We start from the raw sequence: 11,508 nt of genomic DNA on the forward strand, positions 1-11,508 counted from the left end.
CGCTCGCTTCCCCACACCACCTCATCGGCGTTGTGATGATCAAGCGACACATGTCATGAGACTTCAGGACTGACAGATGTCCTCGGACTCAACAGCGAGGAAACCTCGCTCCTCGCACTCCGCTCAGGGTCGGCGGAGGTCCAGCGCGACGGCGAGACCCTCGGGCGCCGGGGCGTCCAGCGCGGCACGGACGTCGGGCCGCTCGGGTGCGAACCCCGCTCCGGCGAGGACGACGTCGCGCACCAGCCCGTGCCACACCCGCGACCGCCGCACCATCGAGTGCCCCCCGGCGACGGTGAAGCGGGCGATCCGCGCCCCCGCCCGCCGGGCCCGCACCGCGTATTCGGCCGAGAGCGAGGCCGGCACCCAGCGGTCCCCCCGGCCGTGCAGCAGGACGGCGGTGTGCCCCCGCAGGTGCCCGACCGGCTCGCCCGGCGGCGTCCAGGGCGCGAGCGCGCACACCGCCGCCACGCCGGGCTCGCCTCCGGCGCGCAGCACCGCCCGGCCGCCCATCGAGTGCCCGACCAGCACCACCGGCACCCCGTCCCCGTGCCGGTCGCGGATCTGCTCCAGCGCCCACCGGACGTCGGCGAACGCGTCCGCGGCGAGCCCGTTCCAGCCGGCCACCCGGTAGCGCAGCAGGTAGGTGTCCAACCCGCGCGGGCCGACGTCGCGGCGGACGTGCTCCTCGACGGCGCGCATCCGCAGCAGCGACAGCGCCCGCTCGCGCGGCGGCTGCACGCTCTCCACGGTGCCGCCGTGGCAGAACAGGGCGACGGCGCGGGCGGGCACCGGCGCCGCGGCGTGCTCCAGCGCCGGTGCGGCGGCAGCCGTCACGGGCGGGCGGGGTCCGGGGCGAGGCGGACGACCATCTTGCCGGTGTTGGCCCCGCGCAGGAGGTCGAGGAAGGCGGGGACGGCGGCCTCGAGCCCCTCGTACACCGTCTCGCGGGCGACGAGCTCGCCGGACCGCAGCCAGCCGGCGATCGCCGCGGTGGCCTCGTCGCGCAGGTCGCCGTGGTCGCCGACGAGGAGACCGCGCAGGGTCAGCCGCTTGGTGACCAGCAGGCTCATGTTCCGCGGGCCGGGAGGTGGCTCCGTGGCGTTGTAGCCGGAGATGGAGCCGCACAGCGCCGCGCGGCCGTGCACCCGCAGCGCGCCGATCGCGGCCTCGAGGTGCTCCCCACCGACGTTGTCGAAGTAGACGCTGATGCCGTCCGGCGCGGCCGCGCGCAGCTGCCGCGCGACCGGGCCGTCGTGGTAGTCGAAGGCCGCGGTGAAGCCCAGCTCGCCGGTCAGCCACGCCACCTTCTCCGGGCTGCCGGCGCTGCCGACCACCGAGCGGGCGCCGCGCAGCCGGGCGAACTGGCCGACGAGGCTGCCGACGGCTCCGGCGGCTCCGGAGACGAAGACGTCGTCGCCCGGGGTGAACGCCGCGACCCGGAACAGCCCCGCGTACGCGGTGAGCCCCGGCATGCCGAGGACGCCGAGGTGATGGGTGGGCGAGACGTCGTCCAGCGCCGGCAGCACCCGGACCTCGCGCGCGGGCAGGACGGCGACGTCGCGCCAGCCGGCGTCGGCGAGCACGAGCGCCCCCACCGGGACGTCCGGGGAGCGGGAGTCGACCACCCGGCCGACCGCACCGCCCCGCATGACCTCGCCGATCTCCCAGGGCGCGGCGTAGGAGGGCTCCGGGCGCATCCGGCCCCGCATGTACGGGTCGACCGACATCGCGATCATCGCGACGACGACCTGGCCCTCGGCGGGGTCGGGGTGCTCTACCTCGACCAGCCGGAAGTCCCCGGGCGTGGGCTCTCCGTGCGGGGTGGCGGCGAGGTGCCACTCGCGGGCGGTCACGGGCACGGGGCGCCTCCGGCGGGGGTGGTCGGACGGAGTGGGCGGTGGAGGCCATCGATCCTCCATCTCCCGCGCCCGCGGCGCCGTTCCGGGTGGCACGACCGGCCTACGCTGGGGGTATGTCGCTGTTCTCGCGGTACAAGACCGAGCCCGTGGCGCGCGAGGACGCGCTGCCCGGCCGTCCCGACGCCCTGCCCTTCGTCCCGGAGACCCACGCGGTCAACGGCAACCGGATCCAGCCGCCGTTCCCCGAGGGCATGCGGACCGCCGTCTTCGGCGCGGGCTGCTTCTGGGGCGTGGAGAAGGTCTTCTGGCAGCTGCCCGGGGTCTACTCGACCGCCGCCGGCTACGCGGGCGGGTACACGCCGAACCCGACCTACGAGGAGGTCTGCTCGGCGCGGACCGGACACACCGAGGTCGTGCTCGTCGTGTACGACCCGGCGGTCACCTCCTACGAGCAGCTGCTCAAGGCCTTCTGGGAGGACCACGACCCGACCCAGGGCGCGCGCCAGGGCAACGACGTCGGCACCCAGTACCGGTCGGCGATCTACTACGCCGACCCCGAGCAGGAGGCGGCTGCGCGGGCCACGCGCGACGCCTACCAGGAGCGGCTGAAGGCCGCCGGCTACGGCGAGATCACCACCGAGATCGCCCCGCTCGGGGAGTTCTTCTACGCCGAGGACTACCACCAGCAGTACCTGTACAAGGTGCCGCACGGCTACTGCCCGGTGAACTCCACCGGCGTCTCCTGCCCGGTGGGTCTCCCCGGCGTCTGACGCGACCGGCCGCGGGGCCCTGGTCGCGCGGGCGGTCCGGCCGCCGCCCGCGCCCGGCCGGCCCAGCCCCGACCCCCCGCGGACCCTCGGCATAGGAAGCACTGCCCACGTCTCGGGCCCCGGAACGTGGGCAAAGCTTCCTATGCCGGGGCCCTGTTCGCGCGGGCGGTCAGGCCGCCGGCGCCTCGACCCGCGCGAACAGGGCCCGCACCCAGGTGCCGATCCCGTCGTAGGCCGCCGCGGCGGCCGGGTGCCCGTAGTTCAGGAACCCGTGGATCTGGCCCGGGTGGAGCACGTCGTCGACCTCCACGCCGTCCGCCCGCAGCTTCTCGGCGTACAGGCGGCCCTCGTCGCGCAGGAAGTCGCAGCCACCGAGCACGACGAGCGCCGGGGGCAGCCCCGCCAGGGAGTCGGCGTGCAGCGGCGCCGCGAACGGGTCGCCGCGCAGGTCGCGGCCGCCGGTGTAGGCCTCCCAGATCCAGTCCATCTCGCCCTCGGGCATGGTCAGCCCGGCGAACTCGGTCCGCGAGGGGAGCGGCGTCGTGCCGTCGTCGACCGCGGGGTAGATCAGCACCTGCCCGGCCAGCCGGGCGGCCGGGTCGTCGCGCAGCCGCAGGGTGACGCCGGCGGCGAGCGACCCGCCGGCGCTCTCCCCGGAGACGGCGACCCGGCTCGGCGGCACCCCGAAGCGCGTGCTGTTCGCCAGAGCCCAGCGGGTGACCGCCTCGGTGTCGTCGAGACCGGCCGGGAACGGGTTCTCCGGCGCCAGCCGGTAGTCCACGGACACCACGACCGCCCCGGTGGCGTGCGTGAGCTCGCGGGCGACGTTGTCCATGAGCGCCACGCTGCCGACGCAGTGGGCGCCGCCGTGGGCGTACACGAGCAGCCCGGTCGGCGCCTCCAGCGGCTGGTAGATCCGGACGGGGACGCCGGCCGCCACCTCGTCGGCCACGGGCCCCACCTCGCGGGTGACCGGGATCGTCATGGGCTGCCGCGCGAACGGGAGACCGTCGCGCAGGGCGAACCCCTGCGGGTTCTCCTGCAACCACCGGGCCACCCACGGGTCGAGCACGCCGTCGTCGGACACCGCCACCTCCTCGTCGAAAACCGCCGGGGGGAGACTAGGGCCGATGACCGTGGAGCAGGGGAGTCGGGACCGGGACCGGTTCTGGGCGCAGCTGCGCCGGGAGCCCGACGTCGAGGCGCCCGACCTGGTCGCGGTGGACGCCACCGACCGGCTGCTGCTCGACGAGGCCGCCCCGCTGCTGGCCGCCGCGGCGCCCGGCGAGGTGGTCGTCGTCGACGACTCCCACGGCGCGCTCACCCTCGGTGCCGCCGGGCTGCACGGGGTGCGCGACCTGCGCGTGCACCAGGACCTGCGGGTGGGCGAGCTCGCGCTCGCCGCGAACGCCGAGCGGACGGGGCTGACCGGCGTCCACCGCTCCCTCCCGCTGGACGGCGACCTGTTCGCCGGCGCCCGCGTGGTGCTCGCCAAGGCGCCCAAGGCCCTCGACGCCCTGCGCGAGCTGACCGAGCTGGCCGCCGCGCACGCCGCCCCGGACGTCACCGTGCTGGTCGGCGGGCGGGTCAAGCACATGACCCACGCGATGAACGACGTGCTGCGCCTCGGGTTCACCGACGTCTCGGCCACGCTGGCGCGGCAGAAGTCGCGGCTGCTGGTCGCCCGCGACCCGCGCCCCGGCATCGCGCCGTCGTTCCCGCGCTGCCGGCCCGACGAGGCCACGGGCCTCACGGTGTGCGCGCACGGCGGGGCCTTCGCCGGCAACCGGGTGGACGACGGCACCCGCGCGCTGCTGCAGGTCCTGGCCGGCGCGGCCCCCGAGGCGGCCACCGCGCTCGACCTGGGCTGCGGCACCGGTGTGCTCGCCGCCGCCCTGGCCCGCGACCGTCCGGGGCTGACCGTGCTCGCCTCCGACCAGTCCGCAGCCGCGGCGGAATCGGCGACGGCGACGGCGGCGGCCAACGGGGTCGGCGACCGGGTCCGGGTCACCCGGGACGACGCCGCGGCGGGGATCCCGGACGGCGGCGTGGACCTCGTCGTCTGCAACCCGCCGTTCCACCTGGGCACCTCGGTGGTGACGGGGGCGGCCGACCGGCTCTTCGTCGCCGCCGCGCGGGTGCTGCGGCCCGGTGGCGAGCTGTGGACGGTCTACAACAACCGGCTGCCGCACCGCGCGACGCTGCGCCGGCTGGTCGGGCCCACCCGCGTGGCGAGCGCCGGCCGGCAGTTCACCGTGACGGTCTCCACCCGCAGCTGAGCCCGGCCGCCGGCGGCAGCCCGACTCCGACGCGGTTCGGCTGGAGTGACTCCACCCATCGGCCGAGATAGTCGCCACGGTGCCCGTGCTCGCGGCGCCGCCGCCGGCTTCCCCGGAGATCCCCATGGCGCGCTACTGGTCCGACCGTCCGCTCGGCGTGAAGCTGGCGGCGCTGGTCGCCGCGGGTGCCGGGGCCCTGGCGGTCTTCGCCCTCGTCACGCTGCAGGCGCTGGCGGGCACCGGCGAGACGGCCGACGAGCTGCTGGCCGGCTCGGAGGCGGCCCAGGACGCGCTGCTCGCCGACATGATGCACGACGCCGTCCGCGGTGACGTGCTCCAGGCGCTGGTCAGCGGCGGGCAGGGCGAGCTCTACACCGGCGCCGTCGCCGACCTGGCCGAGCACGACGAGGTCTTCCGCGGGCTGCTCGTCGAGGTGCGCGCGGACGGCCTCGGCCCGGAGGTCGTGGCCGCGCTGGACGCGGTCACCCCCGCCGTCGAGGCCTACCTGGCCGCGGCCGCGCAGATCGTCGGCGGCGCGGGCCAGGACCTGCCGGCCGCCCAGGCCGCCTACCCGGCCTTCGCCGCGGCCTTCGGGGCGCTGGAGGACCAGCTGCCCACGCTCGGCGACGCGGTCAACGACGTCGCCGCGGGTGCCGCCGAGCGGTCGGCGGACCAGCGGTCGACCGCGGTCGCGCTCTCCCTCGTGGTCGCGGTGGCCGGTGTCGCCGTCCTGGCGCTGCTCGGCTGGGTCGTCACGCGCTCGGTCGTGGGCCCGCTGCGCCGGGTGGGCGCGCTGGTCGCCTCCCTCGCCGAGGGCGACCTGCGCGGCACGGCGGAGGTGACCAGCCGGGACGAGGTCGGGCGCATGGCGGTCGCGCTCGAGCAGTCGATGGCGAGCATGCGCGCCGTCCTCACCGCCATCGGGGACAGCTCGACGACCCTCGCCTCGGCCACCGAGGAGCTCTCGGCCTCCGCGCAGGACCTGGGGCGGCTGGCCGGCGAGTCCTCCGCGCAGTCGGAGGTGGTCGCCGACGCCGCCGGGCAGGTGTCGCGGAACGTCCAGACCGTCGCGGCCGGCTCGGAGCAGATGGGCGCCTCCATCCGGGAGATCGCGCAGAACGCCGCGGAGGTCGCCCGGGTCGCCGGCCAGGCCGTGGGCGTCGCCGACGCGACGACCGAGACCGTGGCGAAGCTGGGGCAGTCCTCGCAGGAGATCGCCGGTGTAGTGAAGGTGATCACCGGCATCGCGGAGCAGACGAACCTGCTGGCGCTCAACGCGACGATCGAGGCCGCGCGGGCGGGGGAGGCGGGCAAGGGCTTCGCCGTCGTCGCCAACGAGGTCAAGGAACTGGCCCAGGAGACCGCCCGGGCCACCCAGGACATCACGGCCCGGGTCACGGCCATCCAGGACGACACCGAGGGCGCCGTGGTGGCGATCCGCCGGATCGCGGAGATCATCGGCCTGATCAACGACTCGCAGGCCACCATCGCCGCGGCCGTCGAGGAGCAGACGGCGACGACGACCGAGATGAACCGCAACGTCGGCGAGGCAGCGGTCTCGGCCGGCCGGATCGCCGAGAACATCACCGCGGTCGCCGACGCCGGCACCGCCACCACGCGGGCGATGGACGACGCGCGGGTCGCCATCGACGAGGTGGCGCGGATGGCCACCTCGCTCTCGGCCTCGGTGGCGCACTTCCGCTACTGAGCCGCCGCCACCGGCGGGACGGCCCGCCTCAGTGCGCGGGGCGGTCGCTGCGCGAGCGGACCGGCGGCTGCGACGACCACGGGAAGTCGATCCACCGGTCGGTGTGCCGCCACACGTAGTCGCAGCGGACCGCCGACCGCGGCTTCTCGTAGATCACGGCCGTCCGCACCTCGGAGACGTAACCGGTGCAGAAGTCGCGGACCAGTTCGAGGGTCTTGCCCGTGTCGGCCACGTCGTCGGCGACCAGCACGTTCGCGCCCGTGATGTCGACCTGGTCCAGGGTCGGCGGAAGGACGACGGGCAGATCCAGCCGCTCGTCGACGCCGGTGTAGAACTCCACGTTCATCACGAAGAGGTTCTTCACGTCGAGGGCGTAGCCCAGCGCCCCGCCGAGGAAGAGCCCCCCGCGCGCGATCGCGAGGATCAGGTCCGGCTCGAAGCCGTCGGCGGCCACCTGCTCGGCCAGCTCGCGGCCGGCCGTTCCGAACAGCTCGTAGGTCAGCGTCTCGCGCTCAGCGGTCACGGCGCCCACCTCAGCAGAAGCCCGGGGTGCCCTGCCACGCGACCTCGTCGGCCGGCACGTCGTCCCGCAGCACCTGGGCCTCGATCAGCCCGTAGGGCCGGTCGTCGGCGTGGTAGACGACGTCGGGGTTGTCCAGGCCGAAGGCCGACAGGTCCTGCAGGAAGTGGTGCTTGTTCGGCATCGACATCCGCACCTCGGCGACGTCGGGGAACCGCTCCAGCACCGCCTCGCCCATCGCGTAGAGGGTCTGCTGCAGGGCCAGGGAGTGCGTGGCGGCGAAGGTCTCGAGCAGCGTCGCCCGGACGCCGGCGAACAGGTTGTCCCACGGCAGGTCGGTGCCGGTGCAGCGCCAGCGGGCGGTCACCGCGGTGGCCAGGATGCGGTCCCGCGTCTCGGCCAGGGTCGTGTACCCGTCGCGGGGGAAGCCCCAGAACTCGGAGCCGGTCGTCTTGAGGACGACGAGGTCGCCCAGGCCGGCCAGCACGTGCGCCCGGCCGCCGTCCACCGTGACCACCGCCGTCCGCACCTCCCCGCCCGGCCGCCGGAAGGCGTGGTCGTGCGGCGCGCCCCCGACGGCGATGCGCTCCCAGGGATAGGACTCCACGGCGATCCGCGCCCCGGTGATCCACGGGTAGGAGCCGGCGAAGTGGCGGGCCAGCCGCAGCGCGAACGCCTCGGGGGAGCCGATCCCGTCGCGGGCGAAGGCGAAGACGGTGTTCTTCTGCGCGTCGGTGGCGAGCACGTGCGCGTTGTCGCCGGCGGTGTGCGCGGCGGCGAAGTCCCCGCGTAGCGCGGTGGAGACGTTCAGGTCGACGATCTCGTGCCGCGGCGCGCTCCGGTCCACCGCGACGACGCGGACCTCCGCCTTGCCGTACTGGTTCGCCCCGAGCCTGATCACCATGCGGAACACCTTCGCTGCCGGAGGTTGCCGGGATGTTGCACCCGGGATGTTGCACGTGGAACCCGCGGGTCAGCCGAGGACGGCGGCGACGCGCTCCGCCAGCCGGACGACGTCCGCCGCGCAGTCGCCGGTGGGGTCCTGCTCGGGGTCGTAGATGGCCACGCTCCAGCCGGCGCAGCCGGGCACCTCGAGGGCGCCCAGCAGCAGGTCGGTGAGCGCTGCCCAGCTCAGCCCGCCGGGCTCGTCCGGGACGCCGGGCAGGCCCTGCGCGGGGAACACGTCGGGGTCCAGCACGTCGAGGTCCACGTGCAGCCACCACCGGGCCGACGCCGCGACCACGTGCTCCGCCGCCGCGCGCCCCGCCGCCCGCGGCGCGGTCGCCACCTCCTCGGCCTCGCGCAGCCACACCCCCGCGTCGCGCAGCGAGCCGACGGCGAAGCCCGCCCGCCACTCGCGGTCCCGGGTGCCGAGCACGGCCAGCGCCGACCGGTCCAGGACCCCTCGACGACGGGCGAGCGGGCCGGTCAGCAACCGGCCGGTCAACCCCAGCAGCAGGCCGATCTCGGTGTTGGCCGCCTCGCCGTCCTCGGAGACGTCGAGGGGTATCGCGTCCTCGTGGCCGTCGACGAACACCAGACCGGCGGCCCCGGTCGCGGTCCGCAGGCCGCCGACGGTGCCGAGCAGCGTGGCGCAGTCGCCGCCGTGGACGACCGGGAACCGGCCGCCGGCGACCGCCGCCGCGACGCGGACGGCGAGCTGGTCGGTGGCCGAGATCAGCGCCGGCTCGTTGAGCAGGCCGCCGGCCGGGCCGCGCTCCGCGACCGGCCCGGGGAGCGGCAGTACCGCGTCGTGCTCCGGGGAGCCGAGGGCCGCTGCGAGCCCCGCCCGGCGCAGGGCCCCGGCGGCGAGCGCCTGGTTGCCGCGCCGTCCGTAGCCGTCGAACGGCACGCCGATGAGCTCGATCTCCGCCATGGCGGTCCTCCGGTCAGCTGCCCCGATAGGTGGAGTACGCGAACGGGGAGAGCAGCAGCGGCACGTGGTGGTGCGCTCCCGGCTCGGCGACGGTGAACGTGAGCGTGACCTCGGGCCAGAAGGCGGGCGCCCCGCGCTCGGCGAACCAGGCGCCGGTGGCGAAGACCAGCCGGTGCGGCCCGAGGGCGGTCGCCTCCTCGGTGAGCCGGCACCGGCCGTCGGCATCGGTGACCCCCTGGGTGACCAGGTCCTCGCCCACGAACAGCCGGACGGCGACCCCGGCCGCGGGGCATCCGGCCACCGCGTCCAGCACGTGGGTCGACACGCTCACGCCGCCACCAGCCCGCGCACCCGCAGCTCGGTGATCTGCGCCAGCTGCTCGGTGGTCTCGGCCCGCTCGGCGGCCTCGTCGGCGTCCAGCCGGCGGCGCAGCTCGGCCAGCATCTCCTCCGGCGACCGCCCCGCCGCACGGATGAGGAAGACGTGCCCGAAGCGCTCCTCGTAGGCCCGGTTGCCCTCGACCAGTGCCACCCGCGTCCGCTCGTCGGCCCCGCCCATCGCCGCCTGCTCCCGGCGGGAGGCCGCGGCCTCGGCGGAGGCGCCGTCGACCCGGTCGCCGATCCGCGGGTGCGCGGCCAGCGCGATCGACACCTCGTCCCAGGCGAGGCCGCGGGCGACCTCGCCGGCGCGGCGCACCAGCGTCGCGACGTCCGGGTACGGCCGGCCCGCGGCGATCTCGGCCGCGAACCGCGCGGCGGCGTTACAGGACCGCAACGCCTCCACGGCACGGTCGGCGGGCTCGGAGTTGAACTCGTCGAGGCTGGCCACGGTGAGAGGATGCCAGCCTCCGCAGACGGCAGGAGGCCGAATGACCGACGTACGCGTGGTCGGACCGGACGTCGACCGGGCCGGGGAGGTGCTCACCCCGGAGGCACTGGCCTTCGTCGCCGACCTCCAGGTCCGCTTCGGCGCCCAGCGCGATGCGCTGCTGGCCGCCCGCGGCGCGCGGCGGGCCGAGATCGCCGCTGCCCGGACGATCGACTTCCGGCCCGGGACGGCGGCGATCCGCGAGGGCGACTGGCGGGTTCCCCCGCCGCCGCCGGGGTTGGTGGACCGCCGCGTGGAGATCACCGGCCCGACCGAGCCCAAGATGGCGGTCAACGCCCTCAACTGCGGCGCCGACGTCTGGCTGGCCGACCTCGAGGACGCCAACACCCCGCACTGGCGCAACGTCGTCGGCGGGCAGGTGGTGCTGCGCGACGCCGTCCGCCGGACGCTCGCCGTCACCACCCCCGAGGGCCGCGAGTACCGGCTGCGCGAGGACGGCGTCCTGCCCACGATCGTGCCGCGCCCGCGGGGCTGGCACCTGCCCGAGCGGCACCTGCTGGTCGACGGCGAGCCGGCCGTCGGCGCGCTGGTCGACGCCGGCCTGTACCTGTTCCACAACGCGGCCGAGCAGCTGGCGCGCGGCAGCGGCCCCTACTTCTACCTGCCGAAGATGGAGGGCCATCTCGAGGCGGCGCTGTGGAAGCTCGTCTTCGACCACGCCGAGCAGGTGCTGGACCTCCCGGCCGGGTCGATCCGGGCCACGATGCTCGTCGAGACCATCCCGGCGGCGTTCGAGATGGAGGAGATGCTGCACGCGCTCGGCGACCACGCCACCGGGCTGAACGCCGGCCGGTGGGACTACCTGTTCAGCATCATCAAGACGTTCCGCGACGCGGGGCCGCAGTTCGTGCTGCCCGACCGGGGCGCGGTGACGATGACCGCGCCGATGATGCGGGCCTACACCGAGCAGCTCGTCGCGGTCTGCCACCGGCGCGGCGCGATGGCGATCGGCGGGATGGCCGCCGCCATCCCCAGCCGCCGCGACGCCGAGGCCAACGCCCGCGCGGTCGCGAAGGTCCGCGAGGACAAGACCCGGGAGGCCGGCGATGGCTTCGACGGCTCCTGGGTCGCCCACCCCGACCTGGTGCCGGTCTGCCGCGAGGCGTTCGACGCGGTGCTCGGCGACCGGCCCAACCAGCTCGACCGGCAGCGGCCCGAGGTCTCGGTGACCCCGGCCCAGCTGCTCGACGTCGCCGGCGTGCCCGGGGGGCGCACCCTGGCCGGCCTGCGGTCGAACGTGGAGGTGGCGCTGCGCTACCTGGCGGCCTGGCTGGGCGGCAACGGCGCGGTCGGCATCCACGGGCTGATGGAGGACGCCGCCACCGCCGAGATCAGCCGCTCGCAGGTCTGGCAGTGGGCGCACAACGCCGTCGAGCTCGACACCGGGGACGTGGTCACCGCGGAGCTGGTCCGCCGGGTGGTGGCCGAGGAGGTCGTCGCCATCGGCGAGCTGCCGCGCCTGGACGACGCCCGCCGCCTGTTCGAGCAGGTGGCGCTGGCCGAGGACTTCCCGGACTTCCTGACCCTCCCCGCCTACGAGCTCATCAAATGAAGAAGGACCCCCGTGCCCCCCACCACTCGCAGGCTCGCGGTGGGCCCCTGCAC

At 75.6% G+C, this 11,508-nt stretch carries 12 protein-coding genes; 4 read left to right on the plus strand and 8 right to left on the minus strand.

The window, feature by feature from the left end; genetic code table 11:
* Positions 1-123 precede the first annotated feature (123 nt).
* Complete coding sequence (locus tag BMY88_RS21175; RefSeq protein ID WP_091948632.1) at positions 124-837, minus strand: alpha/beta hydrolase; 714 nt, start codon at positions 835-837, stop codon at positions 124-126.
* Positions 834-1,862 carry an NADP-dependent oxidoreductase gene (locus BMY88_RS21180; RefSeq protein WP_211435766.1) on the minus strand — a complete coding sequence of 343 codons (1,029 nt, stop codon included), beginning with the start codon at positions 1,860-1,862 and terminating at the stop codon, positions 834-836. The genes BMY88_RS21175 and BMY88_RS21180 overlap by 4 nt, the downstream gene beginning before the upstream one ends.
* Positions 1,863-1,975: 113 nt before the next feature.
* On the opposite strand from BMY88_RS21180, the gene msrA reads away from it, so the two are divergent.
* Positions 1,976-2,632, plus strand: a complete 657-nt coding sequence (gene msrA, locus BMY88_RS21185) for a peptide-methionine (S)-S-oxide reductase MsrA (protein WP_091948640.1) — start codon at positions 1,976-1,978, stop codon at positions 2,630-2,632.
* Positions 2,633-2,801: 169 nt separating this feature from the next.
* Here the strand turns inward: msrA and BMY88_RS21190 are convergent, their stop codons facing one another.
* Complete coding sequence (locus tag BMY88_RS21190) at positions 2,802-3,719, minus strand: alpha/beta hydrolase (RefSeq protein ID WP_091948644.1); 918 nt, start codon at positions 3,717-3,719, stop codon at positions 2,802-2,804.
* Between the two features lie 43 nt (positions 3,720-3,762).
* Here BMY88_RS21190 and BMY88_RS21195 point away from each other — a divergent pair, with 43 nt between their 5' ends.
* Both BMY88_RS21195 and BMY88_RS21200 read left to right on the plus strand, forming a co-directional pair.
* Positions 3,763-4,911 carry a class I SAM-dependent methyltransferase gene (locus BMY88_RS21195; protein WP_091948647.1) on the plus strand — a complete coding sequence of 383 codons (1,149 nt, stop codon included), beginning with the start codon at positions 3,763-3,765 and terminating at the stop codon, positions 4,909-4,911.
* Positions 4,912-4,990: 79 nt separating this feature from the next.
* Positions 4,991-6,619, plus strand: coding sequence for a methyl-accepting chemotaxis protein (locus tag BMY88_RS21200; RefSeq protein WP_342009603.1), 1,629 nt, complete (start codon positions 4,991-4,993; stop codon positions 6,617-6,619).
* Positions 6,620-6,647: 28 nt separating this feature from the next.
* Here the strand turns inward: BMY88_RS21200 and BMY88_RS21205 are convergent, their stop codons facing one another.
* The 5 genes from BMY88_RS21205 to uraD form a co-directional block, all read right to left on the minus strand.
* Positions 6,648-7,142 carry a phosphoribosyltransferase gene (locus BMY88_RS21205; protein ID WP_091948822.1) on the minus strand — a complete coding sequence of 165 codons (495 nt, stop codon included), beginning with the start codon at positions 7,140-7,142 and terminating at the stop codon, positions 6,648-6,650.
* A 10-nt stretch (positions 7,143-7,152) separates the two neighbouring features.
* Positions 7,153-8,043 (minus strand): factor-independent urate hydroxylase, encoded by an 891-nt coding sequence (pucL, locus tag BMY88_RS21210; RefSeq protein ID WP_091948653.1) that lies wholly within the window; start codon positions 8,041-8,043, stop codon positions 7,153-7,155.
* Between the two features lie 69 nt (positions 8,044-8,112).
* On the minus strand, positions 8,113-9,015 hold the full coding sequence (locus tag BMY88_RS21215; RefSeq protein WP_091948656.1) for an arginase family protein: 903 nt from the start codon (positions 9,013-9,015) through the stop codon (positions 8,113-8,115).
* Between the two features lie 13 nt (positions 9,016-9,028).
* Positions 9,029-9,346 carry a hydroxyisourate hydrolase gene (uraH, locus tag BMY88_RS21220; protein ID WP_091948659.1) on the minus strand — a complete coding sequence of 106 codons (318 nt, stop codon included), beginning with the start codon at positions 9,344-9,346 and terminating at the stop codon, positions 9,029-9,031.
* Positions 9,343-9,843 carry a 2-oxo-4-hydroxy-4-carboxy-5-ureidoimidazoline decarboxylase gene (gene uraD, locus BMY88_RS21225; RefSeq protein WP_091948663.1) on the minus strand — a complete coding sequence of 167 codons (501 nt, stop codon included), beginning with the start codon at positions 9,841-9,843 and terminating at the stop codon, positions 9,343-9,345. The genes uraH and uraD overlap by 4 nt, the downstream gene beginning before the upstream one ends.
* Positions 9,844-9,883: 40 nt before the next feature.
* Between uraD and aceB the strand changes: the two genes are divergently transcribed.
* Complete coding sequence (aceB, locus tag BMY88_RS21230) at positions 9,884-11,455, plus strand: malate synthase A (RefSeq protein ID WP_091948666.1); 1,572 nt, start codon at positions 9,884-9,886, stop codon at positions 11,453-11,455.
* The last annotated feature ends 53 nt before the right edge of the window (positions 11,456-11,508 follow it).

Origin of the sequence: Trujillonella endophytica (assembly GCF_900110555.1) — a bacterium.
GTDB classification, from domain to species: Bacteria; Actinomycetota; Actinomycetes; order Mycobacteriales; family Geodermatophilaceae; genus Trujillonella; species Trujillonella endophytica.